Genomic DNA, 24,842 nt, shown 5'->3' on the forward strand with positions numbered 1-24,842 from the left:
GGTATAAAATTCCTACTCATGCACTCCATGCGTTATCCTGTTTCCTCTTAGTTTCTTAATAAACTCTGTCAATTCTTTTTCAAAGTTTTTCACGCTTTTTCTGTCGCTTGGCGATGAGAGGATAGTCAAAGAATACGCCCCACTAGTCAGCTTGGCATGCTTACTTCCAGATTCCAAATAAAGATTCAAATCTTTATTGCCATGCAACGCCTCTTTTAAGATCTTACGAATCTCTTTGCAATGAGTGGCTTTTTCAGGATTCATCTCGCACGCCCACCCAAGGTTTCAAGCCTTAGGCCCGATCATCTTTTCAGGCACCACGAATTTGTCAAAATCTTCAGCGCTCAAGAGTTTCAGTTCCAGCGCGCTTTCTTTTAAAGAAATGCCTTTTTTGTGGGCGTTTTTAGCGATTTTAGCGGCGTTTTCATAGCCTACATGCGGGTTAAGGGCGGTTACTAGCATTAAAGAATGGTGCAAGTAATAATCAATTTTTTCTCTATTAGGCTCAATACCGATCGCGCAATGGGTGTTAAAACTTTCCATGCTGTCGCTCAACAGCCTCAAACTCTGCAAGAAATTATAAATGATCACCGGCTTGAACACATTCAATTCAAAATTACCCTGACTGGCCGCAATGCCAATAGCGGTATCATTCCCCATCACTTGCACGGCCACCATGGTCATCGCTTCGCATTGCGTGGGATTGACTTTACCGGGCATAATAGAACTGCCCGGCTCGTTTTCAGGGATATTAAGCTCGCCCAAACCACAGCGCGGCCCGCTCGCAAGCCATCTAATATCGTTAGCGATTTTCATCAAATTCGCCGCTAAAGCCTTAAAAGCCCCATGCGCATAAGCGATAGCGTCATGGCTAGTGAGCGCGTGGAACTTATTGGGCGCAGAGATGAATTTCACGCCGCTAAACTGGCTCAATTCTTCAGCCACTTTTTCACTCAATTCTTTATGAGCGTTTAGCCCTGTGCCTACGGCCGTCCCGCCTATGGCTAATTCCCTTAAATGCTCCAAACTCTCTAAAATTTGTTGTTTAGAATGCTCTAGCATGCTCGCATACCCGCTAAATTCTTGCCCCAAAGTTAAAGGCGTAGCGTCTTGCAAATGCGTGCGCCCGATTTTGACAATCTCTTTAAATTGTTGGCTTTTGTCTTTAAAGGTCTTTAACAAATTCTCTAAACTGGGCAGTAGTTTATGCGTGATTTCTAGCACGCTCACAATGTGCATTGCGGTAGGGAAAGTGTCGTTGGAGCTTTGAGACATGTTCACATCATCGTTAGGGTGGATGAGTTTTTTCTCTCTAAAATTACCCCCTAAAATTTCGGTAGCCTTATTGGCAATGACTTCATTGAGGTTCATGTTCGTTTGAGTCCCGCTCCCTGTTTGCCATATCGCTAAGGGAAACTCGCCGCACAACTCGCCTTTTAAAATGCAATCGCACGCTTTGATAATGGCTTGGGATTTTTCTGGGCTTAATTTCCCTAACTTGTGGTTGACAACCGCTAAACTCCTTTTGAGTTTGGCAAACGCACCAATGAGTTCTTTAGGCATTTTTTCAGTGCCGATTTTAAAGTTTTCAAGACTGCGTTGCGTTTGAGCCCCCCAGTATTGGCTATCATCCACTTGAATTTCGCCCATCGTGTCATGTTCAATTCTAAATTGCATACTAATCCTTTGAAATTTGATTTTAAAACCTTAAAAAAATAGCATAAACTCTTATACCTTCTACTTAAAAACCTTAATTTTTTAAACACCATTTCCACAATTTTTACACAAAAGAGGGTTATTATCCGTTCGCAACAAGGATTTTCTTGTTATCTTAATTTAAAGGTCAAAACGATGAAAAAGTTAGCCGCTTTATTTTTAATGAGCGTGTTGGGGGTTATGAGCTTAAACGCATGGGAGCAAACCCTAAAAGCCAATGACTTGGAAGTGAAAATCAAATCCGTGGGTAACCCCATTAAAGGCGATAACACTTTTGTGCTTAGCCCCACTTTAAAAGGTAAGGCTTTAGAAAAAGCTATCGTTAGGGTGCAGTTTATGATGCCTGAAATGCCCGGCATGCCAGCGATGAAAGAAATGGCGCAAGTGAGTGAAAAAAACGGCCTTTATGAAGCTAAAACCAATCTTTCTATGAACGGGACATGGCAGGTTAGGGTGGATATTAAATCTAAAGAGGGCCAGGTTTATCGCGCTAAAACAAGCCTGGATTTATAAGAGCATGCTATCTTTTGTAAGCGCGTTTTATAAAAGGGGCGTTTCAATACGCCTTTTAACAGCCTTGTTACTGCTTTTTAGTTTGGGTTTGGCTAAAGATTTAGAGATCCAATCTTTTGTGGCTAAATACCTTTCTAAAAATCAAAAAATACAAGCCTTACAAGAGCAAATTGACGCTTTAAATTCTCAAGAAAAAGTCGTTAGCAAATGGGATAACCCTATTTTGTATTTAGGCTATAACAACGCTAACGTGAGCGACTTTTTCAGGCTGGATAGCACCTTAATGCAAAACATGAGCTTGGGTTTGTCTCAAAAAGTGGATTTAAATGGTAAAAAACTCACGCAATCTCAAATGGTCCATCTAGAAAAGCAAAAAAAGATATTAGAGCTTAAAAAAACCAAGCAGCAATTGGTAATTAATTTAATGATAAATGGCATTGAAAATTATAAAAACCAACAAGAAATAGAGCTTTTAAAGACAGCGATTAAAAATTTAGAAAACACCCTCTATCAAGCCAACCATTCCAGTTCGCCCGATTTAATAGCGATCGCCAAGTTGGAAATTTTAAAATCGCAATTAGAAATCAAAAAAAACAATTTAGAAGAAGCGCTCTCTAGCAGCCATTATTCCATGGGCGAATTGACTTTTAAGGAAAACGAGCTTTTAAGCATTGCCCCTAAAAATTTTGAATTTAATAACGAGCAAGAGCTATATAACATTAGCGCCACTAATTATGATATTGCGATCGCCAGGCTTGATGAAGAAAAAGCGCAAAAAGACATCACTTTGGCTAAAAAAAGCTTTTTAGAAGATGTAAACGTTACCGGGGTGTATTATTTCCGCTCCAAACAATACTATAACTACGACATGTTTAGCGTCGCTTTGTCTATCCCTTTACCCCTTTATGGCAAGCAGGCCAAATTAGTGGAGCAAAAGAAAAAAGAAAGCTTAGTGTTTAAAAGCGAAGTGGAAAACGCCAAAAACAAAACCCACCACCTGGCCCTAAAACTCCTTAAAAAATTAGAAACCTTGCAAAAAAACCTGGAAGCGATCAATAAAATCATCAAACAGAATGAAAAAATCGCGCAAATTTATGCGCTTGATTTGAAATCTAATGGCGATTACAACGCTTATTACAACGCTTTTAATGATAAAATCACCATTCAAATCACCCAACTTGAAACCTTGAGCGCTCTCAATAGCGCTTATTTGTCTTTACAAAACCTTAAAGGATTAGAATGAAACGGCTTTTATTGTTAGCCCTATTTTTTAGCCTCTTATTGGCTAACGCTCAAGAAATTAAAGAAACTCAAGAGACTAAAAAAACTAAAGAAGCTAAAAGCCAAACTCATTTTAACATTTCCACCACTAAAGTTATAGAAAAAGAATTCGCCCAGAGCCGGCGCTATTACGCGCTTTTGCAGCCTAATGAAGCGCTGATTTTTTCTCAAACCCTGCGTTTTGATGGCTATGTGGAAAAGCTTTATGCGAATAAAACCTATACCCCCATTAAAAAGGGCGATAGGTTATTGAGCGTGTATTCCCCTGAATTAGTGAGCGTTCAAAGCGAATTGCTATCGTCATTGAAATTCAACCAACAAGTGGGAGCGATTAAAGAAAAACTAAAACTATTAGGGTTAGAAAACTCCAGCATTGAAAAAACCATCAGCTCTCATAAAGTCCAAAATGAAATCACTATTTACTCTCGTTTCAACGGCGTTATTTTTAAAAAAAGCCCAGATCTCAATGAGGGGAGCTTCATTAAAAAAGGGCAAGAGTTGTTTCAAATCATAGATTTAAGCCAATTGTGGGTGCTTGTTAAAGTCAATCAAGAGGATTTAGAGTTTTTAAAAAACACGCATCAAGCGATCTTGTTCGTAGAAGGGATTAAAGGCGAGCAAGAAATCACGCTTGAAAACATCAACCCTATCATAAACCCGCAAGATAAAATGCTAGAAGCACGCTTCAATGTGCCTAATGTTAAACAGCTTTATTACCCTAACATGTTCGCTCAAGTAGAAATCTTTCAAAAACCCCAAAAAATGAAGATCCTGCCTAAAGAAGCGGTTTTGATTAAGGGGGGGAAAGCTATCGTGTTTAAAAAAGATGATTTTGGTTTAAGCCCGTTAGAAATTAAAGCCGTCCGCTTGAGCGATGGGAATTATGCAGTTTTAGAGGGTTTAGAAGCGGGCGAAGAAGTCGCTAATAACGCTTTATTCGTGCTAGACGCTGACGCTCAAAACAATGGGGATTATTAAAAATGATAGAAAAAATCATTGATTTAAGCGTTAAAAACAAACTCCTTACCACTCTAGTCACTCTACTCATTTTCTTAGCCTCTTTGTGGGCGATAAAAAGCGTTCGTTTAGACGCTTTGCCAGATTTAAGCCCCGCTCAAGTGGTCGTGCAAATCACTTACCCCAATCAAAGCCCTAAAATCGTGCAAGAGCAGGTTACTTACCCGCTAGTTTCTACTTTCATGAGCATCGCTAACATTGACACGGTTAGGGGGATTTCTAGCTATGAAAGCGGCTTGATTTACATCATTTTTAAAGACGGCGTGGATCTATACTGGGCTAGAGACAGGGTTTTAGAGCAACTAAACCGAGTGAGCAATTTGCCCAAGGACGCTAAAGTGGAAATAGGGAGCGATTCCACTTCTATTGGCTGGGCGTATCAATACGCCTTATCTAGCGATAGCAAGAATTTAAGCGATTTGAAAGTCTTGCAAGATTTTTATTATCGCTATGCGCTTTTAGGGGTTGATGGAGTGAGTGAAGTCGCAAGCGTGGGGGGCTTTGTGAAAGATTATGAGGTAACGCTTCAAAACGATTCTCTGATCCGTTATAACTTGAGTTTGGAACAAGTCGCTAATGCGATTAAAAATTCCAATAACGATACCGGTGGGGGGGTTATTTTAGAAAACGGGTTTGAAAAAATTATAAGATCGCATGGCTATATCCAATCTTTAAACGATTTAGAAGAAATTGTGGTTAAAAAAGAAGAGGCTATCCCTTTAAAAATCAAAGATATAGCCAGCGTTAGGTTAGTGCCAAAACCGCGCAGAGGAGCGGCTAATCTCAATGGTGATAAGGAAGTGGTGGGCGGGATTGTCATGGTGCGCTATCACGCTGACACTTACAAGGTGCTTAAAGCCATTAAAGAAAAAATCGCCACCCTACAAGCGAGTAACCCTGATGTGAAAATCACAAGCGTGTATGACAGGAGCGAATTGATTGAAAAAGGCATTGACAATTTGATCCACACGCTCATAGAAGAAAGCGTAATTGTGTTAATCATTATTGCGATTTTCTTACTGCATTTCAGGAGCGCTTTAGTGGTGATCATCACTCTGCCTTTAAGCGTGTGCATTAGTTTCTTGCTCATGCGTTATTTCAATATTGAAGCGAGTATTATGAGTTTAGGGGGCATTGCGATCGCTATAGGGGCGATGGTGGATGCGGCTATTGTGATGGTGGAGAACGCTCACAAGCATCTGCAACACATTGATACGAAAGACAACACTCAAAGGGTTAATGCTATCATGCAAGGGGTTAAGCATGTGGGGGGCGCGATATTTTTTGCTTTAATGATCATCGTGGTTTCTTTCTTGCCAATTTTTGCACTCACCGGCCAAGAAGAAAAGCTTTTTGCCCCTTTAGCTTACACCAAAACCTTTGCCATGCTAGTAGGAGCGCTGCTTTCTATTACGATAGTCCCTGTTTTAATGGTATGGCTCATTAAAGGGCGGATTTTAGAAGAGTCTAAAAACCCTATTAACGCTTTTTTCATGAAAATTTATGGCGTGAGTTTGAATGTTGTGCTTAAGTTCAGATACGCTTTTTTGATAGCGAGCGTTGTGGGTTTAGGGGGCTTGTATCTAGCGTATAAAAAACTTAATTGGGAATTTATCCCCCAAATCAATGAAGGGGTAGTGATGTATATGCCAGTAACGCTTAATGGCGTGGGCATTGACACCGCTTTAGAATATTTGAAAAAAAGTAATAGCGCTATCAAGCAACTGGATTTTGTCAAACAGGTTTTTGGCAAGGTGGGGCGCGCTAACACCAGCACCGATGCCGCCGGTTTAGGAATGATAGAAACCTACATTGAATTAAAGCCAAAAAACGAATGGAAAGAAAAGCTCAGTTACAAAGAAGTTAGGGACAAATTAGAAAAAACCCTGCAATTAAAAGGCTTGACCAATTCATGGACTTACCCCATTCGTGGGAGAACGGACATGCTCTTAACCGGCATTAGAACGCCCCTAGGCATCAAGCTCTATGGTAACGACACGGACAAATTACAAGAATTAGCGATCCTTATGGAGCAACAGCTCAAAACCCTAAAAGAGAGTTTATCCGTCTTTGCCGAGCGATCCAATAACGGCTACTACATCACGCTGGATTTGAACGATGAGAATCTGGCTCGTTATGGCATCAATAAAAACGCCGTGTTAGATGCAATTAAATTCGCTCTGGGCGGAGCCACGCTCACGACCATGATTAAAGGCGTAGAAAGCTACCCTATTTCTTTACGCTTAGAAGACACCGATAGAGACACCATTGAAAAATTAAAAAACCTCTACATCAAAACCGCTTACAATTACATGCCCTTAAGGGAATTAGCCCATGTGTATTACGATAATTCGCCGGCGGTGCTAAAAAGCGAAAAGGGTTTGAACGTGAATTTTATCTATATTGTGCCGCAAAATGGTATCAGCTCTGATGCTTACAGGCAACTGGCTCAAAAAACGCTAGAAAAAATCCAATTGCCTAACGGGTATTATTATGAATTTAGCGGCGAAAGCCAGTATTTAGAAGAAGCGTTTAAAACCTTACAATACATCGTGCCGGTGAGCGTTTTTATCATTTTTATTTTAATTGTCTTTGCTTTAAAGAATCTCACCAATTCCTTACTATGCTTTTTCACTCTGCCTTTTGCGTTTTTGGGGGGGTTAATTTTTATGAATCTCATGGGATTTAACATGAGCGTGGCGGCGTTAGTGGGCTTTTTAGCCCTTTTAGGGGTAGCGAGCGAAACGGCTATTGTGATGATCATTTATTTAGAGGATGCGTTTCAAAAATTCATCAAAACCCCTTTAAAAGAGCAGAAGACTGCCGCCTTAAAAGAAGCTATCATGCATGGGGCGGTGCTTAGGGTAAGGCCCAAGCTTATGACCTTTTTTAGCATTTTAGCTTCACTCATTCCTATCATGTATAGCCATGGCACAGGAAGTGAAATCATGAAATCCATCGCTGCGCCCATGCTAGGGGGCATGATAAGCAGCGTTGTTTTAACGCTTTTTATTATCCCTACGGCGTATTTTGTGATTAAAAACGCTAGGGTTAGGAAACATGAATATTAAAAAAAGCCTTTTCTAACGCATGGCTTTGGACTAAAACCATATAAAGAATGGTAGGGAGCGTGATGCTTAAAACAAACACCTTAAAAATGCGGTGCAAAAGGATAACGGATAAAAAAGCGGTGATTTCATTGATCCCATAAGGGGGTTTTAAAATGTGAATGTCTTTAAAACAATAGATCACGAGCATGCCTATCACTGAGCATGATAAAGCCCTACCCAAATAACGCACAAAGTCGTTGGGCGGGTTTTTAGCGTTAAACACCATAAAAGGCCAAATGCGCGTGAAATAAGTCGTTATTATAATAACTAAAATAATAAGTATAGAATGCGTTAACATTCTAACTGCTTTCTAAAAACAATGAGAACAAGCACCATTAAAACCAAAGCGATGAGCAAAAAGTATTCAGTCCCAAAAAGCGCTAAACAAACAACCGCAATAAAAATCCCAAGCCATGCGTTTTTGTGATTCGTGTTTCGTTTGTATTGCTCCATGAACAGCACGATAAAAATCGCTGTCATCACAAATTCCATGCCTTGAGTGTCAAAAGAAAAATGCGAACCCACTAACGAACCCACTAACGAGCCAAAAATCCAATAAGAGTGGTTGAGTAAGGAAATACTAAAAATGAAGTCTTTTTCACTCACCCCCTCTTTAGGAGCGTATAAATTCAATAGAGCAAAGGTTTCATCCGTGAGCGCGTGCGCTAAATAGGGCAAACGCCATTGGGTGTTTTTGAATCGATCTAGCATGGAAAGCGCATAACAAGTCTGTCTCGCGTTCACTAGCAAGCTCACAATAACGACATTCATCAAACTCGCTTGCGCGCTTAAAAGCGTGATCGCTACAAATTGCACCGCCCCAGCGTAGATGAATAACGACATGAACAGGGCGACTTTATAATCATAGCCATGCTGGACTAAAAGCATTCCAAAAGTCATTCCCATAAGCAAATACCCTAAAAAGATAGAAATGGTATGAGGGAAAGCGTCTTTGAAGGCTTTTAGAAAATCATGCATCAACAACCTTTTATTTGAACCAGTCTTTAATTTTAGAAACGCAAGTTTCTAAAACGCCTTTATGCGGTTCGCCCTCATAGCCAAAACTCGCATGCAATTTTTCCAATAACCCTTGCTGCTCTTTATTCAAGCTTTTAGGATAAATCACTTGCAACACCACGATCAAACTCCCCCTATAAGAGCTTTCAGGGTGCTTCACGCCCTCGTTTCTAAACGCAAAAGTTTGCCTGTCTTTGGCGTTTCTAGGGATTTTTAATTCCAATTCGCCTCCTCTTAAAGACGGCACTTTAATCGTATGCCCTAAAGCGATAGTGGTGAAAAACACCGGCGCTTCAATGAACAAATCACAGCCTTCGCGCTTGAAATGCTCATCTTCTTTGACTCGCGCTTCTAAATACAAATCCCCTCTTTTCCCCTTCTCGTATTCATTGCCTTTATTTTTAAGCACCATGCGGTTTTGATCATCAATGCCCTCAGGGATTATCGCATCAATTTCTTCATCTTTAAGAATGTAGGTTTTACCCTTGCACGCTTGGCATGGGTTTTTAATGATCTTGCCCTTGCCTTGACACACCCCACAAGTTTGCGCAAAACTCATAAAACCTTGACGCATAAACACCTGCCCCTGCCCATTACACTGCTTGCAAGTCTCTAGGGCTTTATCTTTAGCGCCCGTGCCATCGCAACTTTCACAAACACTCTGGTATTGGACCTTAATGGTTTTTTTACAGCCAAAAACCGCTTCTTTAAAACTCAATTCAATGGTTTGCAAATAATCCGGCGCGATAGAGCTTTTTTGCCTTTTGCTCCCCCTAGCGCTAAACCCAAAAGCGTCTTCAAAAAACGAACCTAAATCTTCAAAAAAATCAGAAAAATCGCTCTGGCTCGCACCGGCTTGGTTTAAGCCTTTTTTACCATACCTGTCGTATAAGGCCCGCTTCTTTTCATCGCTTAACACCCCATAGGCTTCATTGATAAGCTTGAATTTTTCTTCGGCTTCTTTATCGCCGGCGTTTCGGTCCGGGTGGTATTTTAAAGCCAGCTTTCTGTAAGACTTTTTAATGGTCTCTTGGTTGCTGTGTTTTTCCACTTCTAAAATTTCATAATAACTCAATTCCACGATCGCTCCAAAAATGGCATCAAAACGCTTATTTTATCTTAAAAGCGATAATTTTGCGTGTTTTAGCGCATGCCAAAACTTAGATAAAATAACACGATGAAACTATAGTAATAAAGATAACCTTATGAGATTTTTTTGCTTCTTCTTATTTTTTCTAACCTTTTCAAACGCACAGATAATGATGACTTTTGATTCTCAAACTAACGCCAAGCTCTCGCGCTCTAACGAACAGCTTTCAGACATGCTTTACAAACTCAATGAAAGTTTAAGAATCTATCAAAGCGTGCTTTCCAATAACCAGGATCAACTTAAAGAAATCAAAAAGGCTAACAGCACCCTAACTAGTCAAAGGCGTTTTTTTAACGCCAGCCAGATCCGCCTTATGGACACTGATGCGTTATTGAAACAAAGCGCTTTGGAATTAGAAAAATTACAAGCTTTAGAAAAACGCTTAAAAGAGAGCATGGAGCATGAACGCTTAATCAAAGAATCCCAAACGCTTTTCTTACAAGAACATTGCCCTTATTTGAGCGGCGTTAAGAATTTAGAAGAGGCGTCAAACGCTTTAGAAGTCCAAGAAAAAAACAACGCCCTTTTCTTACTCAAAGAGCCTAAACTCGCCCAATTACTCTCGCAATTGGATTTGATGAGCGCTTTAAACGCCTTATGCGATCAGGTTTTAGAAAATGAAATACAGGATCAACAATCCCATAACAAAACCCTAGAATACAACGCTCTTAAAAACCATGATTTTCAAGCCTATAAAGCCATGCGTTTGAAAAAATTTAAAAACAAGCTTCAAAGCCAAATCCAAGCCAAAGAAGACGCCCTAAAAACCTTTTTACCCTTAGAAAAACGCCTAGAAACTTTAAAAACGCATTTTTTATGCGATAAAGAAAACCTCAAATCATGCACTAAAGAATTGCACCAACGCTACCAAAACGCCCTAATAGAGCGAGACAAGGAATTAAAAAACGCTAAAAACAACAAAGAAAAGCATGCTTTAATCCTAGCCAATTACGAGCATACTTTAAAAACCTTGAATATAGAATTTTTAAGCGAATTGAGTGAGCAAATGGCGTTTTTAAATGAAACCATGGCGTTAAACGCCCAAGTTTTAGCCCTTTTAGCCAAACAGCATGCCAAAACGCCAAAACCCTTCAATTTGAGCGGTGATTTGAGCGATAAAAAGGCTTCCATTAAAAATATCCGCCTAGATCCGCATGGATTCCCTAGCTTTGAAAATTTTAAGCGGGAGTGAGTTAAAAAGCAATCAATCAGGCTATGAGCGTAAAAAGCCTTAAACAATCACGCCCCCGCCAAGCAAGATGTCATCTTTATAAACCACTAAGGCTTGCCCTTTAGCCACGCCATAAAAAGGCTCTTTAAATTCCACTTCAATCACCTCATCTCTCAAGCTCACAAACGCTTTAGCAGGCACGCTCCTGTAACGAGCCTTGATAGAATATTCGCCCTGTTTAAAATCTTTCATCAAAGATTTGTTTTTAGCCTTAAGGGAATGCGTGGCTAAATCTTCTTTTTTGCCCACGACTAGCTCGTTCTTTTTGGCGTCAATCCCCACCACAAAATGCGGTTCTAACGCGCCTTTAATGTTAAAGCCTTTGCGTTTGCCAATCGTGTATTGCATATAGCCCTTATGCGTGCCAATGACTTCGCCCTGTAGGTTTTTCACCACGCCCTCTTTTTCCACTTCAACATGCTTTTTTAAAGTGTCAATGTAGCTTTTTTCCACAAAGCAAATTTCTTGAGATTCCTTATAAGTTTCTAAAGTGCCTAAAAAAGGCATCGCATTCAAGGCTAAAGGCTTAATGTCTTTTTTTAACAAATCCCCTAAAGGGAACACCAATTTAGCGATGACTTCATGCTCTAAAGCGTATAAAAAATAGCTCTGATCTTTAGTTTTATCCACAGCCTCTTGAATATAACTTATTTTGTCAATTTCTTTGACCCTCGCATAATGCCCGGTAGCGATCTTTTCACACCCTAATTTTAAAGCGTGATCTAAAGCTAGCCCAAATTTCATTAAAGGGTTGCACAACGCGCATGGGTTAGGGGTTTGCCCCTCTTCATAAGCGCTGATAAATTCATCATAAACCGCGCTTTTAAAATCCTTTTGAAAATCCAACACCTCTAAAGGAATGCCTAAAAACTCGCACGCTTTTTGAGCGTTTTTGATGTATAAATCATGCTTTTTTTCACTCGCATGGAGTTTTAAATAAATCCCCACTAATTCATGCCCTTGCTCTTTTAAGCTATAAGCGCTATAAGAGCTATCCACCCCCCCACTGAGTAATACCGCTATTTTCATTTTTAATCTTTCATTAAATGTTATGGCTCGTAGTCTAGCGCAAAAACCATTCATAACCACCTTTTTTAACCATTGGCATGCTAAAATACCTAAAGATTTTTTAAAATCGCATCAAAACGCATGGAGAAAATAAGGGTAATGGCCAAAATTGAATTGTTAGCCAGATTCACGCAAATCGCGCTCCCTAACAGCCACCCTTTGTTGAAAAAAGTTTTAAACTACGCTAAAAAACATTTCAGCCAGTGCCACATGCTCTCTTCATCGTTACTCATCTTAAACGACACGGAATGTTTTAAAAAAAACTACTTGCTCAATTGGGTCTATCATGCCCTTGAATGCACGCATGAGAAAGATATTAGCATGCATTCTTTAGAAGAGGTTTTACAAAAAAGCCACTTGCCCATACGCATCAAAATCATCAATCAAAACACGCTTTTAGAAAAGATAGAAGTGAAAGTTTTAACCTTTGGGGCAGAATACGCGCTTTTTATCACCAAACACCCTATCGCCAAGCGGTTTTTACGCCAAAAATTCAGCGGCTATGTGTTTTTAGAAACCCAAGACGAATTGCATATAAGAGGCGATTCAGAGCGTTTTTGGGAACTCATTGTAACGCTCAATGAAAATAGAATCGTCCATAACGCATGCTTAGATTTCATCTACCCTAATGGCTTTGGCAAGGACAGCTACACCACTATGGCTGAACGCAAATTAAAAGAATGCTATAAAACGCTAGGGTTTATCAAGCATGAAAATTTCAGCGAAGTCAAAAAGCGCTATTTAGAGTTGGCTAAAACCTACCACCCTGATTTATGCGATCTTAAAGAAAAAAAGGCTCTTTATGCCAAACGCTTCGCTATCATTCAAGAAGCCTACCGCCACATTAAAAAACACGCCTAAACCCCTAAACTAGCCCTAATCGCGCTAGAAGAAATCGGTGCGTCAATGCCCTTTAAAGGGAAATAACGCCCCTTAAATTGGATCTCTTCATAGCCAATCCTTTCAAAAACCACTAATTCCACCCTTTTTAAAAGCTCTGTAGCGTTAGTCCAAGAAGAAAGATGCCTCAAGCAATCCGCTCCTATGACTAAATAAAGCGTTTTAGGGCGGTAGAGTTTTTGAAAATGAAGCGTGCTTTCTATCGTAGGCACGGCCCTTTCTTGCTTGATTTCAAAATCGCTCAATAGCACCCTATCTATTCCCTTTAAAGCTCTTTCTAATTCCTTAAAACGGGTTTGTGCGTCCAAAAAACATGGCTTTTTGAAAGGGTTTTGATAAGCGGGCAAGACAATGAGCTTAGCGAATGGCAATAATTCTAAAGTTTGCTCAATAATGGCTAAATGAGCCTTGTGCAAGGGATCAAAACTCCCTCCATAGAGCGCTAATTCTTTGTATTTTAAGACGCTATTCATTGTATTCAAAGCTAGACGCCTTAGTCAATTTAGCGAATTTAACCCCCCTAAGCCCTCCGATTTCTAATTGCAAGCGTTGGATTTCAAACGAATTGCCTTGTAAAATAATCGTCTCCAAACAATTATGCTCATCTATATGAATGTGCGTGGTGCATAAAACATGCGTCCCGCTGGCATGCTGAATGTCTATCATGCGCTGGTTTAATTCCCTTTGATGGTGATCATAAATCACCACAAGCACGGCGATTTTGCTCTCATCATTAGGGTTATCTTCTGCCCAATTGTCTTCTACTAATTTTCCTCTGATCATGTCGCGCACCAATTCTGAGCGAGAAGAATAGCCGTTTTTAATGATGCGGTTGTCTAATTCGTCTAATAAATTTTGTTGCAAAGAAACCGAAAAGCGGATGATTGAATCGTCTTTATTGGGTGTATCCATTGAGAAAAATCCTTTTTTGGCATGAGTTTGTTAGAAGCCACTCATGCTAGTATGATTGAATTAATTTAAAATTAACAATTATAATACAGATCGGATTTAAATGGTTGGTCATAAGAGCGTTTGAATTTGATTGTAATTATTAGCTTAATCATTATTGACTTGTTATTATTAAAACAATATAATCAACAAAACAACATTCCTTTATCATTTTGGAGCATTTATGCGAACGGATGTTTCTTAAAGAGCGCATGCTCTTTGGAGTGTGGCTGTATCGCAGTGGCTTTAATCTTAAGGGAATTGTTTTATCATAGACAAGGAGTTTTTATGGGCGGTTTTTCAGTGGGAATGTTGAAAGATTATGTGGACATATTTGTTTTTGCGGTGCTTGGCGTGGCCAGTTTTTTAGCTTTGTGGTTTGTGATTGAAAGGGTTATTTTTTATTCTAAAGTCAATTTGAAAGCTTATGATGATATAGATGCCCTGAATTTGGATTTAACCAAGAATCTAACCATTCTCTATGTGATTTTTTCTAACGCGCCTTACGTGGGCTTATTAGGGACGGTTTTAGGGATCATGGTGATTTTCTATGACATGGGCGTGAGTGGCGGGATGGACGCTAAAACGATCATGGTAGGTTTGTCTTTAGCTTTAAAAGCGACCGCTCTAGGGCTTGCTGTGGCGATTCCCACTTTGATCGCTTACAATAGCTTATTGAGAAAATCCGATGTTTTGAGTGAAAAATTCAGGATCATGAAAAAATGAAAAGCATCAGAAGAGGCGATGGGCTGAATATTGTCCCTTTCATTGATATTATGCTTGTTTTGCTAGCGATTGTGTTAAGCATTTCTACTTTTATCGCGCAAGGTAAGATTAAAGTCAATCTCCCTAACGCTAAAAACGCTGAAAAATCCCAGCCAAACGATCAAAAAGTGGTGGTCATCTCTGTGGATGAGCATGACAATATTTTCGTAGATGACAAACCGACGAATTTAGAAGCTTTGAGCGCTGTAGTCAAGCAAACAGACCCTAAAACCCTTATAGATTTAAAAAGCGACAAAAGCTCTCGTTTTGAAACTTTTATCAGTATTATGGATATTTTAAAAGAGCATAATCATGAAAATTTCTCCATCTCCACAGAAGCTCAGTAAAGTTTCAACGAGTGTTAGCTTTTTAATTTCTTTTGCCCTATACGCTATAGGGTTTGGCTATTTTTTACTGCGCGAAGACGCCCCAGAGCCTTTAGCGCAAGCTGGGACCACTAAGGTTACCATGAGTTTAGCCAGCATTAACACCAATTCTAAAGTGAAGACGAATGCCGAATCCGCTAAACCCAAAGAAGAGCCTAAAGAAAAACCTAAGAAAGAAGAACCAAAAAAAGAAGTAACAAAGCCTAAGCCAAAACCCAAGCCCAAGCCTAAACCTAAACCCAAACCTAAACCCAAACCTGAACCCAAGCCAAAACCTAAGCCTGAGCCAAAACCCGAGCCTAAGCCTGAACCTAAAGTTGAAGAACCTAAGAAAGAAGAGCCTAAAGAAGAACCCAAAAAAGAAGAAGCTAAAGAGGAAGCTAAAGAAAAAAGCGCTCCTAAACAAGTAACGACTAAAGACATAGTCAAGGAAAAAGACAAGCAAGAAGAGTCTAATAAGACTTCTGAGGGTGCGACTTCTGAAGCTCAAGCGTATAACCCAGGGGTGAGCAACGAATTTTTAATGAAGATCCAAACCGCTATTTCTTCTAAGAACCGCTACCCTAAAATGGCGCAGATTAGGGGCATTGAGGGCGAAGTGCTAGTGAGCTTTACGATCAATGCTGATGGGAGCGTTACAGACATTAAAGTGGTCAAAAGCAACACGACTGATATTTTAAACCATGCGGCTTTAGAAGCCATTAAGAGCGCGGCGCATTTGTTCCCTAAACCAGACGAAACCGTGCATCTAAAAATCCCTATCGCTTATAGCTTGAAAGAAGACTAACTAGTCTTTCTTTTAAAGGCGGTTTTTAAGCCTTAAAAGTTAGGCCAAAACCCCTATTTTTCGCAATTTACAAAAAAACAAAAACAAAACCTCTGAAATTTAAAGCTAAAATTAGCCATAAAATTCCATTTATTGCTTATAATATGAAGTTTCTTTGTATCAAAGAAAAATCTATTAAAAGGAGAAAACATGAAAATCAAAAAATCCCTCTTACTCTCTCTTTCTCTCATGCTCTCATTATCAAGAGCTGAAGATGACGGATTTTACATGAGCGTGGGTTATCAGATCGGCGAAGCGGTTCAACAAGTGAAAAACACTGGAGCGTTGCAAAACCTTGCGGACAAATACGATAACTTAAACAACCTTTTAAACCAATACAATTACTTAAATTCCTTAGTCAATCTAGCCAGCACGCCTAGCGCGATCACCGGTGCGATTAACAATTTAAGCTCAAGCGCCATTAACCTCACTAGCGCTACCACCACTTCCCCCGCCTATCAAGCTGTGGCTTTAGCGCTCAACGCCGCTGTGGGCATGTGGCAAGTCATAGCCCTTTTTATTGGCTGTGGCCCTGGCCCTACCAATAATCAAAGCTACCAATCGTTTGGTAACACACCAGCCCTTAATGGGACAACCACCACTTGCAATCAAGCGTATGGGACAGGCCCTAATGGCATTCTATCCATTGATGAATACCAAAAACTCAACCAAGCTTATCAAATCATCCAAACCGCTTTAAACCAAAACCAAGGAGGCGGGATGCCTGCCTTGAATGACACCACCAAAACAGGGGTAGTCAACATACAACAAACCAATTATAAGACCACCACACAAAACAATATCATAGAGCATTATTATACAGAGAATGGGAAAGAGATCCCAACCTCTTATTCAGGCGGAGCATCATTCTCGCCTACGATACGATTGAAATACAACAATAACGCTGAATACCTTTTGCAACAAGCCGCCACTATCATGCAAGTCCTTACCACTCAAAAACCGCATGTGCAAACGAGCAATGGCGGTAAAGCGTGGGGGTTGAGTTCTACGCCTGGGAATGTAGTGGATATTTTTGGTCCTTCTTTTAACGCTATTAATGAGATGATTAAAAACGCTCAAACAGCCCTAGCAAAAACCCAACAGCTTAACGCTAATGAAAACGCCCAAATCACGCAACCCAACAATTTCAACCCCTACACTTCTAAAAATAAGCAATTCGCTCAAGAAATGCTCAACAGAGCGAACGCTCAAGCAGAGATTTTAAATTTAGCTAAGCAAGTAGCGGACAATTTCCACAGCATTCAAGGGCCTATTCAAGGGGATTTGGAAGAATGTAAAGCAGGATCGGCTGGCGTGATCACTAATAACACTTGGGGTTCAGGCTGCGCGTTTGTGAAGGAAACTCTCAATTCCTTAGAGCAACACACCGCTTATTATGGCAATCAGGTCAATCAAGAGAAAGCTTTGGCTCAAACCATTTTGAATTTTAAAGAAGCCCTTAATACTTTAGGGAACGACTCAAAAGCAATCAATAGCGGTATCTCTCACTTGCCTAACGCCAAGCCTCTTCAAAACATGACGCATGCCACTCAAAACCCTAATTCCCCAGAAGGTTTGCTCACTTATTCTTTGGATACCAACAAATACAACCAACTCCAAACCATCACGCAAGAATTAGGCAAAAACCCCTTTAGGCGCATCGGCGTGATTGACTATCAAAACAATAACGGCGCAATGAATGGCATCGGCGTGCAAGTGGGTTACAAGCAATTCTTTGGCAAAAAAAGGAATTGGGGGTTAAGGTATTACGGCTTTTTTGATTACAACCATGCGTTCATCAAATCTAACTTTTTTAACTCGGCTTCTGACGTTTGGACTTATGGGGTGGGAATGGATGCACTAACTAACTTCATTAACGATAAAAACACCAATTTCTTAGGCAAGAATAACAAGCTTTCCGTGGGGCTTTTTGGCGGTTTTGCGTTAGCTGGGACTTCATGGCTTAATTCCCAACAAGTGAATTTGACCATGATGAATGGCATTTATAACGCCAAAGTCAGCACTTCTAATTTCCAATTTTTGTTTGATTTGGGCTTGAGGATGAATCTCGCTAGGCCTAAGAAAAAAGACAGCCATCATGCCGCTCAGCATGGCATGGAATTGGGCGTGAAAATCCCCACCATTAACACGGATTATTACTCTTTCATGGGGGCTGAACTCAAATACCGAAGGCTCTATAGCGTGTATCTCAATTATGTGTTTGCTTACTAGGTGGCGCAAATTCTCTTTTTAAGGGGGCTTCATTGCGAAATGCCCCTATGCGCTTATGAGTTTTGATTAAAATTTAGTTACCGGCACTTAAAAAAAGCACAAAAACCTTTTATAAACCATTCATTCAATCTTAAAAGACCTAGCTTTTTTTCATTTTCTTTTCTATGAAAATGTTTAAGCATTCTATGAGCAAGGCAAAACCAATACCCGCATACAAATAATTTTTATCAACATGCAAATGCAAGCCCTCTAAAAACAAAAACACGCCCACAACGAGCAAAAACACAAAGGCTAAAGTTTTGATGCGATAATGCCTTTCAATAAAATCGCCAACGATTTTGGAAAAAAACATCATCACGATTACAGATAAAATAATAGCAAGCACTATGACTTCTAGGTGTTTAGCGATCCCAATAGCCGTGATCACGGAGTCTAAAGAAAAGACAATGTCTAAAAACATGATTTCTATTAAGGTGATGGAAAAGCCAAACGCTTTTTCTTGGTGTTTTTCTTTAGGGTAGATCTGCTCTTTTAATTCCACTAACGCTTTAAAAGCCAAAAACGCCCCCCCTACAAGCAGCACCACATCACGCCATGAAAAGCTCATGCCCGCTATAGTGAATAAAGGCTTTTGCAAATGGCTGATGAAAAACAAGCTCCCTAAAAGCCCTATACGAGCGATCATCGCTAAGCCCAAGCCTAAAATCATGGCTTTATTTTGCTGGTGTTTGGGGAGTTTATAGACCATCACCGTGATAAAAATGATATTATCAATCCCTAAAACGATCTCTAAAAGCGTGAGCGTAGCCAAGGAGACTATGCCATGCAGTGTAGAAAGAGCGTCTAAGAGTGAGGATAAAAATTCCATAAAAGGCTACAACCAGCCTTTCTTTTTAAAATAGAGCACAGGCAAAATCGTAGAAATCGCCATGACAATCAGCGCGAAAAGATACCCGTATTGCCATTCTAACTCCGGCATGAATTTAAAATTCATGCCATAAATCGTGCCAATCAATGTGGGGGGCATCATCGCCATGGTCGCCACAGTGAAGAGTTTGATGGTTTTATTTTGCTCCACATTCACTTGAGAAGCGAACAGGTTTTGAATGTTATCAAGCGAGTTGAGATTGACCGTTGTAGACTCCACCAAAGAGCTAAAATCGGTTAAAATGATATTTAAATTATTTTTAGTATCGCTATCCACTTTATTGCTCCTTAATAATGCGGTGATAATGCGCCGTTTGTCAAAAAAAGAATCCCTTAAAGCCACATTAAATTCTTGCAAATTGGACAAGCGCACTAAAATATCATCATGCGTAGAAGTTTCTTTGAAAATGATGTTTTTGCGCAACAGGCTCGTTTGTTTGTTGATCCACTCCAAACATTCCACGCCTTTTTCAAAATACACTTCAAAGATTTTAGTTAGAATATCAAACCCGTCTTCAAATTTTTTAGGGCTAGCCAAAACCTTTTTTTGGATAGAATCAAAGATTTCTAAAGTCCCGTAATAAATCGTGAAAAGAATGTTATTAGACAAAATAAAGGTCGCCATTTCCGTATGAAAAGTCTCATTTTCATCCTGATTAGTGAAAAAGGCGTTGATCGTAACGCTGGAGCTGTCTTCCCAATATTTGGTAACTGATGAGACTCGTTGGGAATGATCTGTGTTGTAGTGGATAGCGTATTCTTGGCTTAGAGTGGCTAATTCATTGGGCGTAGGGTTGATTAATTCAAACCATAAAACTTCATTTTCCTCTATATCAAAACCATTAAAATCATTAAAGCGTTTTTTAATGACAAATTTTTGCTGTTTGAAAAACACGTTCACCATAAGCGATCCTTAGAGTTAATGGCGTTTGTCCAAAACCTCAAAACAAGGTAAAATTTTGCCCTCTAATAGTTCCAAGCTCGCCCCCCCACCGGTAGAGATAAAGCTCATGTTATCCTTTTCGCCCGCACGATTGATCGCATCAATGGTATCGCCCCCACCAATGAGCGAGAAAGCGTAAGTGTTAGCGATTTTGTGGGCTAAAAAGGTTGTGCCTCTGGCAAATTCTTGCTTTTCATGCACGCCTAAGGGGCCATTCCATAGGATCGTGGGTGCACTCTCTATGACTTCAGAAAATAATTTCAAGCTCGCAGGCCCTATGTCAGCGATCTTGTGCTTAGGCTCAATGTCTTGGACGGGTGAAATTTTAATGTGTTTGGGGTTGAGAATGTCATCAGTGGTTACAGCGTCTATAGGTAAATAGACTTTGACTTTTTTTTCTTTCGCGCTTTGCAATAACTCTAAAGCGTCTTTTATCAAAGCGTCTTCTACAGAAGAATCTTGCACATCATAGCCTAAAGCTTTTAAGAAAGTGTTACTCATCGCCCCGGCAATAATGAGCTTGTCAATGAGATCTAAAATGTTTTTTAATAAAGTGAGTTTGGAGCTGACCTTAGCCCCCCCCACAATCAACAATAGAGGGCGTAAAGGGTGGTTAAACGCTTGATAAAACGAATCAATTTCTTTTTTGAGCAAAAACCCGCTCACTTTAATAGGGGCGAATTGCGCCGTGCCATAAGTGCTGGCATGCTTTCTGTGGCTCGTGCCAAAAGCGTCATTCACAAACACATCGCACAAGCTCGCTAAATCTTTAGCCAGATTTTCATCATTTTCTTCTTCGCCTTTTAAAAAGCGGATATTTTCTAAAAGAAAAATCCTTGTGGGCGCGTTTTCGTTTAGGGCTTGCTTGAGTTGTGCAATATTTTGAGAAAAAACCACTTCATGATTTAAGAGCCTTTCAAGGCGTTTTAAAAAGGGTTTCAAGCTCAATTTTTCTTCAACCCCTTTAGGGCGGCCCAAATGGCTCACTAAAATAATATCTTTAGCCTTGTTGTCAATACAAAATTGGATGGTAGGCAAGCTCTCTCTAATGCGCGTGTCATCGGTAATATTCAAATTTTCATCTAAAGGCACATTAAAATCCACTCTAATAAGCACCCTTTTGTGGCTCACTTCCACCTCTTGAATGTTTTTAACGTTTTGCATAAACGACATTTTAGCTAACATGAAAAATCCTTTCTTTTAATTTTGTGCTATATATTGCGCCATGTCTATCAAGCGCTCGCTATAACCCATCTCATTATCATACCATGCCAATACTTTAGCATTTTTTTCGCCTATTGTCATGATTTGATCATCAATCACGATCGCGCTAAAAGGCGAAGAAATAAAATCGCTTGAAACAAGCCTTTCTTCATCAATACTCACAACCCCTTTAAAGGCATGCTTACAAGCGTCTTTAAGCGCATGCTGAACGCTTGCTTTACTCACGGATTTTTTAAAATTTAAAGACAAATCCACCAAGCTCACATTAGGGGTAGGCACTCTAATCGCAAGGCCTGTAACTTTAGAGCCTAAATGCGGTAAGACTAGCGAAATGGCTTTGCTCACGCCGGTGCTTGTGGGGATAAGGTTTAAACCAGCCGCTCTAGCGCGGCGGATGTCTTTGTGCTTGGTGTCTAAAAGGTTTTGATCGTTAGTGTAGCTGTGGATGGTGGTTAAAAGCGCGTTTTCTACTTTAAAGGCTTCATCTAAGATTTTTAATAAAGGAGCGGTAGCGTTAGTCGTGCAAGAGGCGTTAGAAATCACGCTTTCGTTATGGTAATTAGTGTGATTCACCCCATAGACAAAGGTGGGCGTATTTTGCGCGGGAGCGGAGATGATGACTTTTTTCACGCTGTTTTTAAGATGAGCGCTTGAAGCTTCTAAGGAATTGAATTTCCCGGTGCATTCTATGATGATTTCTGCGTTAGCGGCAGAAAAATCAAGCTTGTTGATGTCTCGCTCGCTCAACACTAAAATATTTTTACTATGCCCGATATTTAGGGTTCTATTGGCGTTTAATTGGGCTTCAAAATGCCCATGCACGCTGTCATGGCGGATCAAATGCAAAAGAGTTTCTAATTCAGCGGTAGAATTGATGGCGACAATTTCTATATCCTTTCTTTGGCTAGCGACTCTTATAGCGCACAAACCAATGCGCCCAGTCCCATTGATAGCGATTCTAATTGGCATGTTTTCCCTTTATTTAAAAATCACCATTCTATCACAAATGCTCTTAAATCAAGGCATTCTTAAGGGGTTCTGTCTCATTAATCACAAACTAAAATCAAAATCCTTATGATAAACCTCTCTATAAGCTTTTTGAACGCTTGTAAAAACCCCACTCCCTAAAAAACCTCTAGATAAGGGGCTAGGGTGAGGAGCTGTGATGATGATATGCTTATTAGGGGGAATTAGCGCGATCTTTTTTTGGGCGACTTTCCCCAATAACACCACGATTAAGGGGGCGTTGGCTTCAAAAAGTCGCATCAATATTTGATCGCTAAAAGCTTCCCAGCCAATATATTGGTGCGAAGCGGCTTGGTTTTTTTCCACGCTTAAAATGGCGTTCAATAACAGCACACCCCTTTTAGCCCATGCGCTCAAATCCCCACAACAAGGCACAGGCACGCCTAAATTCGCATGCAATTCTTTAAAAATATTTTTTAAGCTTGGGGGGATGGGGGCGTTTTTTTCCACGCTAAAGCTCAACCCCATCGCCACCGGCAATTCTCGCTCATTTTCTAGGTAGGTGGAATGGTAGGGGTCTTGCCCTAAAAGGATGATTTTAACCGCACTAGGGGGCGTTAGATTGAATGCATAAAACAGATTAGAGCTTTTAGGGAAAATGGTTTTAGGGCTTTTTAGGGCTTCTAAGTAGCGTTTTTCTATTTCTAAAAAATAAGGCTTTTTAAATTCGCTTTGCAAAAACTCCCGCCAAGCCAAACTCAAAGGAGCGTAGTCAAAAAGCTTCATTGTTCGCTAGGGTTTAATTCATGATAGTGTTTTAAATACTCTTTTTGCATGCGTTCTTGTAATTCTTCATACCAGGTGGGCGAGTTAAAATCAGGCGTATAGCTTTCTAGCATGACTAAACGGGTGCGCGCTTTATAGGCTTCTAGAGGCTTGGAATTAAAGATTTTAATGGAATTGATTAACACCATGGGTTGGATTTTGAGCTGGAATTTTTCAGCGATAATCTTAGCCCCTTGCTTGAAAGGGAGGAATTTTTCTCCTCCTTTGCCCCTAGTGCCTTCAGGGAAAATCACTAAAGGGCGGTTTTGGTCTAGCTTTTCCTTACACGCTTTCAAAAGGCTCACAATCCCCTTTTTATCCTCTCTGTCAATTAAAATCATTCCGGTATCCGTTAAGGCATGCCCATAAAAGGGGATTTCGCCCAGCTCTTTTTTGGCGATCCAGCAAATATTATTGGGGTGGTAGGCTTCTAAATAAATGATGTCTAGTAAGCTTTGGTGGTTTAAGACAATGAGTTTAGCGTCCGTATCAAAAGCGCCTATTTTTTCTAAAGTAACCCCGGTAAGGGAAAAAAAGCACGAACAAGCCCTACGGCTGGAGCGTGCGTTATTGTTTTTGCGGTTAAAATAATTGAAAACAATGATAACGGCTAGTCCTACAGCGATCACTAAAGCCCTATAAATCGCTCTCAAACTATTTGACTTCATCTTTTTTGACCCATCCTATTTGTTCATGCGGCGTTAGGATTTTATAATAATCATCATGCGAACCTAAGATTTTAATCGGCATTTCATTTTTAGAAAGCCCTAAAATGGTGGAATTTTGCGTGGGCAGAATGCGGATTTTTTTATGAGCGAGCAATAGGGCTGATTTTTGCGTGAATAAAAGGTGATACAAAACAAACCCTAAGCACAAAATCCCAAGCCCTAAAAAAATGAGTTTGCGCCCAAAAATGAAAAACAACACCAAGAAAAACACGCACAAAGCGAGCAACGCCACATTAGAAAAGACTAAAAAATTGTTTTTAGGGATGAGATCGCTTTGAATACCGGTAGTGTCTTGAGTGGGAATGGTTGAAAAAGATAAGGTTTTAAATTGCTTATTTGAAAGCGAGAAATAATCAAAAGAAAGGTTTTGAATGGTTTTAGGCAACACGCAATAATAAAAAACGCTCCCTTCTTTAGCCTTGATTTGGTTTAAAGAGGCGTTATCAAACCCTTGTTTGATCGCTTCTTTGATGTGAAAATCTTCCCAAGTGGCTTCTTTGAACGCTAATTCCATCACCAAAATATTGTTTTTATCGTCATAATCTTTGGTTTTGTATTGCACAACTTGTAAATCTTTGGCCATGACATTCGCGTAACGAGGGTTTTTGGACAAATCCGTTACCTGCAAAGCAACTTTGGGGGCTATGGAATAATCTATATACTTGTCTTTATTGGAAAACGCGCTCACTTCTAAGGACGGGATACTCGCTTTTACGCCCTTAATCTTGTAATAATAAGTCGCTCTGAAAAGCTCTTTTTCCACCTTTTTCCATTTGGGCATCTTATTCAAAAGCTCAATTTGGGTTTTATCCAACCCGTCTTTGATTTTGGCTTCCAAAAACTCAGCGTCAAACAGCAATAAATCATAAGTTACGCCTATAATTTGACCGATATAAACCGGGGTGTTTTCTAAATCTTCTAATTGGGGGATTTTCACATAAACCACTTTAGCCTTGATTTCTTCTGACTCAGAAGTGTTTTCAGCAACCAAAAAGCTTACCAAAAGGCTTAAAATCAAGCTAACGATTGCGATGGTTTTCATTGAAAACGCCTAAAAATTAAAACATGG

General features: G+C 40.0%; 25 protein-coding genes. 10 read left to right on the plus strand and 15 right to left on the minus strand.

The window, feature by feature from the left end; translation table 11 throughout:
• Positions 1 to 12: 12 nt before the first annotated feature.
• Together I6852_RS02800 and fumC are read right to left on the minus strand one after the other, a co-directional pair.
• Positions 13 to 264 carry a hypothetical protein gene (locus I6852_RS02800; protein ID WP_197291579.1) on the minus strand — a complete coding sequence of 84 codons (252 nt, stop codon included), beginning with the start codon at positions 262 to 264 and terminating at the stop codon, positions 13 to 15.
• 21 nt (positions 265 to 285) lie between these two features.
• The gene (fumC, locus tag I6852_RS02805) at positions 286 to 1,677 is read right to left on the minus strand and encodes a class II fumarate hydratase (RefSeq protein ID WP_197291578.1); all 1,392 of its coding nucleotides are present in this window, start codon (positions 1,675 to 1,677) and stop codon (positions 286 to 288) included.
• 174 nt (positions 1,678 to 1,851) lie between these two features.
• On the opposite strand from fumC, the gene crdA reads away from it, so the two are divergent.
• From crdA to I6852_RS02825, 4 genes are read left to right on the plus strand one after another with little or no spacing between them, the layout of a single operon-like run.
• Complete coding sequence (crdA, locus tag I6852_RS02810) at positions 1,852 to 2,229, plus strand: copper resistance determinant CrdA (protein ID WP_000731606.1); 378 nt, start codon at positions 1,852 to 1,854, stop codon at positions 2,227 to 2,229.
• Between the two features lie 4 nt (positions 2,230 to 2,233).
• On the plus strand, positions 2,234 to 3,472 hold the full coding sequence (gene crdB, locus I6852_RS02815) for a copper resistance outer membrane protein CrdB (RefSeq protein WP_197291577.1): 1,239 nt from the start codon (positions 2,234 to 2,236) through the stop codon (positions 3,470 to 3,472).
• Positions 3,469 to 4,488 (plus strand): efflux RND transporter periplasmic adaptor subunit, encoded by a 1,020-nt coding sequence (locus I6852_RS02820; protein WP_197291576.1) that lies wholly within the window; start codon positions 3,469 to 3,471, stop codon positions 4,486 to 4,488. Before crdB ends, I6852_RS02820 begins: the two co-directional genes overlap by 4 nt.
• Positions 4,489 to 4,490: 2 nt before the next feature.
• Positions 4,491 to 7,598 carry an efflux RND transporter permease subunit gene (locus I6852_RS02825; RefSeq protein WP_197291575.1) on the plus strand — a complete coding sequence of 1,036 codons (3,108 nt, stop codon included), beginning with the start codon at positions 4,491 to 4,493 and terminating at the stop codon, positions 7,596 to 7,598.
• Here I6852_RS02825 and I6852_RS02830 read toward each other — a convergent pair.
• From I6852_RS02830 to dnaJ, 3 genes are read right to left on the minus strand one after another with little or no spacing between them, the layout of a single operon-like run.
• Positions 7,579 to 7,935, minus strand: coding sequence for a branched-chain amino acid transporter permease (locus tag I6852_RS02830; RefSeq protein ID WP_000955455.1), 357 nt, complete (start codon positions 7,933 to 7,935; stop codon positions 7,579 to 7,581). The genes I6852_RS02825 and I6852_RS02830 overlap by 20 nt on opposite strands.
• Positions 7,929 to 8,615: an azaleucine resistance protein AzlC gene (azlC, locus tag I6852_RS02835; RefSeq protein WP_197291574.1), complete on the minus strand. Its 687-nt coding sequence runs from the start codon at positions 8,613 to 8,615 to the stop codon at positions 7,929 to 7,931. Before azlC ends, I6852_RS02830 begins: the two co-directional genes overlap by 7 nt.
• Positions 8,616 to 8,625: 10 nt before the next feature.
• A complete protein-coding gene (dnaJ, locus tag I6852_RS02840) occupies positions 8,626 to 9,735 on the minus strand; it encodes a molecular chaperone DnaJ (protein WP_197291573.1) in 1,110 nt (369 codons plus the stop codon).
• A 181-nt stretch (positions 9,736 to 9,916) separates the two neighbouring features.
• On the opposite strand from dnaJ, the gene I6852_RS02845 reads away from it, so the two are divergent.
• Positions 9,917 to 10,996, plus strand: a complete 1,080-nt coding sequence (locus I6852_RS02845; RefSeq protein ID WP_231626112.1) for a hypothetical protein — start codon at positions 9,917 to 9,919, stop codon at positions 10,994 to 10,996.
• A gap of 39 nt (positions 10,997 to 11,035) precedes the next feature.
• Here I6852_RS02845 and mnmA read toward each other — a convergent pair whose 3' ends face one another.
• The gene (gene mnmA, locus I6852_RS02850) at positions 11,036 to 12,064 is read right to left on the minus strand and encodes a tRNA 2-thiouridine(34) synthase MnmA (protein ID WP_197291572.1); all 1,029 of its coding nucleotides are present in this window, start codon (positions 12,062 to 12,064) and stop codon (positions 11,036 to 11,038) included.
• 138 nt (positions 12,065 to 12,202) lie between these two features.
• Between mnmA and I6852_RS02855 the strand changes: the two genes are divergently transcribed.
• Positions 12,203 to 12,964 carry a J domain-containing protein gene (locus tag I6852_RS02855; protein WP_079353479.1) on the plus strand — a complete coding sequence of 254 codons (762 nt, stop codon included), beginning with the start codon at positions 12,203 to 12,205 and terminating at the stop codon, positions 12,962 to 12,964.
• On the opposite strand, the gene nadD is transcribed toward I6852_RS02855, so the two are convergent.
• Positions 12,961 to 13,476, minus strand: coding sequence for a nicotinate (nicotinamide) nucleotide adenylyltransferase (gene nadD / locus I6852_RS02860; RefSeq protein ID WP_197291594.1), 516 nt, complete (start codon positions 13,474 to 13,476; stop codon positions 12,961 to 12,963). The genes I6852_RS02855 and nadD overlap by 4 nt on opposite strands.
• Complete coding sequence (nikR, locus tag I6852_RS02865) at positions 13,469 to 13,915, minus strand: nickel-responsive transcriptional regulator NikR (RefSeq protein WP_197291571.1); 447 nt, start codon at positions 13,913 to 13,915, stop codon at positions 13,469 to 13,471. The genes nadD and nikR overlap by 8 nt, the downstream gene beginning before the upstream one ends.
• Positions 13,916 to 14,239: 324 nt before the next feature.
• Here nikR and exbB point away from each other — a divergent pair, with 324 nt between their 5' ends.
• The 4 genes from exbB to hopM all read left to right on the plus strand — a co-directional run bounded on the left by exbB (position 14,240) and on the right by hopM (position 18,160).
• Positions 14,240 to 14,677: a TonB-system energizer ExbB gene (exbB, locus tag I6852_RS02870; RefSeq protein ID WP_001911827.1), complete on the plus strand. Its 438-nt coding sequence runs from the start codon at positions 14,240 to 14,242 to the stop codon at positions 14,675 to 14,677.
• Positions 14,674 to 15,063 (plus strand): TonB system transport protein ExbD, encoded by a 390-nt coding sequence (exbD, locus tag I6852_RS02875; RefSeq protein WP_131158503.1) that lies wholly within the window; start codon positions 14,674 to 14,676, stop codon positions 15,061 to 15,063. The genes exbB and exbD overlap by 4 nt, the downstream gene beginning before the upstream one ends.
• On the plus strand, positions 15,029 to 15,889 hold the full coding sequence (locus I6852_RS02880; protein WP_197291570.1) for an energy transducer TonB family protein: 861 nt from the start codon (positions 15,029 to 15,031) through the stop codon (positions 15,887 to 15,889). The genes exbD and I6852_RS02880 overlap by 35 nt, the downstream gene beginning before the upstream one ends.
• Positions 15,890 to 16,078: 189 nt before the next feature.
• Positions 16,079 to 18,160, plus strand: coding sequence for a Hop family outer membrane protein HopM/HopN (gene hopM, locus I6852_RS02885; protein WP_231626108.1), 2,082 nt, complete (start codon positions 16,079 to 16,081; stop codon positions 18,158 to 18,160).
• A 139-nt stretch (positions 18,161 to 18,299) separates the two neighbouring features.
• Here the strand turns inward: hopM and I6852_RS02890 are convergent, their stop codons facing one another.
• The 7 genes from I6852_RS02890 to I6852_RS02920 form a co-directional block, all read right to left on the minus strand.
• A complete protein-coding gene (locus tag I6852_RS02890; RefSeq protein WP_197291569.1) occupies positions 18,300 to 19,028 on the minus strand; it encodes a TerC family protein in 729 nt (242 codons plus the stop codon).
• A gap of 6 nt (positions 19,029 to 19,034) precedes the next feature.
• Positions 19,035 to 19,991: a magnesium/cobalt transporter CorA gene (corA, locus tag I6852_RS02895; protein WP_000248520.1), complete on the minus strand. Its 957-nt coding sequence runs from the start codon at positions 19,989 to 19,991 to the stop codon at positions 19,035 to 19,037.
• A gap of 15 nt (positions 19,992 to 20,006) precedes the next feature.
• Entirely contained in the window at positions 20,007 to 21,215 is a 1,209-nt protein-coding gene (locus I6852_RS02900) for a phosphoglycerate kinase (protein WP_197291568.1), read from the minus strand.
• Between the two features lie 15 nt (positions 21,216 to 21,230).
• On the minus strand, positions 21,231 to 22,223 hold the full coding sequence (gap, locus tag I6852_RS02905) for a type I glyceraldehyde-3-phosphate dehydrogenase (protein ID WP_197291567.1): 993 nt from the start codon (positions 22,221 to 22,223) through the stop codon (positions 21,231 to 21,233).
• Between the two features lie 81 nt (positions 22,224 to 22,304).
• Positions 22,305 to 23,006, minus strand: a complete 702-nt coding sequence (ung, locus tag I6852_RS02910) for a uracil-DNA glycosylase (RefSeq protein ID WP_197291566.1) — start codon at positions 23,004 to 23,006, stop codon at positions 22,305 to 22,307.
• On the minus strand, positions 23,003 to 23,713 hold the full coding sequence (locus I6852_RS02915) for a 1-acyl-sn-glycerol-3-phosphate acyltransferase (RefSeq protein WP_197291565.1): 711 nt from the start codon (positions 23,711 to 23,713) through the stop codon (positions 23,003 to 23,005). Before I6852_RS02915 ends, ung begins: the two co-directional genes overlap by 4 nt.
• Complete coding sequence (locus I6852_RS02920) at positions 23,700 to 24,815, minus strand: SH3 domain-containing protein (protein WP_197291564.1); 1,116 nt, start codon at positions 24,813 to 24,815, stop codon at positions 23,700 to 23,702. Before I6852_RS02920 ends, I6852_RS02915 begins: the two co-directional genes overlap by 14 nt.
• Between the last annotated feature and the right edge of the window lie 27 nt (positions 24,816 to 24,842).

It is taken from the genome of Helicobacter pylori (genome assembly GCF_015904775.1).
Classification (GTDB): Bacteria; Campylobacterota; Campylobacteria; order Campylobacterales; family Helicobacteraceae; genus Helicobacter; species Helicobacter pylori_DM.

Excerpts from the sequence above, each read along its gene's own strand:
- nadD (WP_197291594.1), bottom strand. The coding sequence starts at position 13,476 with ATGAATAGCGTCTTAAAATACAAAGAATTAGCGCTCTATGGAGGGAGT.
- nikR (WP_197291571.1), bottom strand. The coding sequence starts at position 13,915 with ATGGATACACCCAATAAAGACGATTCAATCATCCGCTTTTCGGTTTCT.
- I6852_RS02890 (WP_197291569.1), bottom strand. The coding sequence starts at position 19,028 with ATGGAATTTTTATCCTCACTCTTAGACGCTCTTTCTACACTGCATGGC.
- crdA (WP_000731606.1), top strand. The coding sequence starts at position 1,852 with ATGAAAAAGTTAGCCGCTTTATTTTTAATGAGCGTGTTGGGGGTTATG.
- I6852_RS02880 (WP_197291570.1), top strand. The coding sequence starts at position 15,029 with ATGAAAATTTCTCCATCTCCACAGAAGCTCAGTAAAGTTTCAACGAGT.
- I6852_RS02830 (WP_000955455.1), bottom strand. The coding sequence starts at position 7,935 with ATGTTAACGCATTCTATACTTATTATTTTAGTTATTATAATAACGACT.
- azlC (WP_197291574.1), bottom strand. The coding sequence starts at position 8,615 with ATGCATGATTTTCTAAAAGCCTTCAAAGACGCTTTCCCTCATACCATT.
- crdB (WP_197291577.1), top strand. The coding sequence starts at position 2,234 with ATGCTATCTTTTGTAAGCGCGTTTTATAAAAGGGGCGTTTCAATACGC.
- I6852_RS02915 (WP_197291565.1), bottom strand. The coding sequence starts at position 23,713 with ATGAAGTCAAATAGTTTGAGAGCGATTTATAGGGCTTTAGTGATCGCT.
- I6852_RS02845 (WP_231626112.1), top strand. The coding sequence starts at position 9,917 with ATGACTTTTGATTCTCAAACTAACGCCAAGCTCTCGCGCTCTAACGAA.
- gap (WP_197291567.1), bottom strand. The coding sequence starts at position 22,223 with ATGCCAATTAGAATCGCTATCAATGGGACTGGGCGCATTGGTTTGTGC.
- corA (WP_000248520.1), bottom strand. The coding sequence starts at position 19,991 with ATGGTGAACGTGTTTTTCAAACAGCAAAAATTTGTCATTAAAAAACGC.
- exbB (WP_001911827.1), top strand. The coding sequence starts at position 14,240 with ATGGGCGGTTTTTCAGTGGGAATGTTGAAAGATTATGTGGACATATTT.
- exbD (WP_131158503.1), top strand. The coding sequence starts at position 14,674 with ATGAAAAGCATCAGAAGAGGCGATGGGCTGAATATTGTCCCTTTCATT.
- I6852_RS02820 (WP_197291576.1), top strand. The coding sequence starts at position 3,469 with ATGAAACGGCTTTTATTGTTAGCCCTATTTTTTAGCCTCTTATTGGCT.
- I6852_RS02800 (WP_197291579.1), bottom strand. The coding sequence starts at position 264 with ATGAATCCTGAAAAAGCCACTCATTGCAAAGAGATTCGTAAGATCTTA.
- ung (WP_197291566.1), bottom strand. The coding sequence starts at position 23,006 with ATGAAGCTTTTTGACTACGCTCCTTTGAGTTTGGCTTGGCGGGAGTTT.
- mnmA (WP_197291572.1), bottom strand. The coding sequence starts at position 12,064 with ATGAAAATAGCGGTATTACTCAGTGGGGGGGTGGATAGCTCTTATAGC.
- hopM (WP_231626108.1), top strand. The coding sequence starts at position 16,079 with ATGAAAATCAAAAAATCCCTCTTACTCTCTCTTTCTCTCATGCTCTCA.
- I6852_RS02920 (WP_197291564.1), bottom strand. The coding sequence starts at position 24,815 with ATGAAAACCATCGCAATCGTTAGCTTGATTTTAAGCCTTTTGGTAAGC.
- I6852_RS02855 (WP_079353479.1), top strand. The coding sequence starts at position 12,203 with ATGGCCAAAATTGAATTGTTAGCCAGATTCACGCAAATCGCGCTCCCT.
- I6852_RS02900 (WP_197291568.1), bottom strand. The coding sequence starts at position 21,215 with ATGTTAGCTAAAATGTCGTTTATGCAAAACGTTAAAAACATTCAAGAG.
- fumC (WP_197291578.1), bottom strand. The coding sequence starts at position 1,677 with ATGCAATTTAGAATTGAACATGACACGATGGGCGAAATTCAAGTGGAT.
- I6852_RS02825 (WP_197291575.1), top strand. The coding sequence starts at position 4,491 with ATGATAGAAAAAATCATTGATTTAAGCGTTAAAAACAAACTCCTTACC.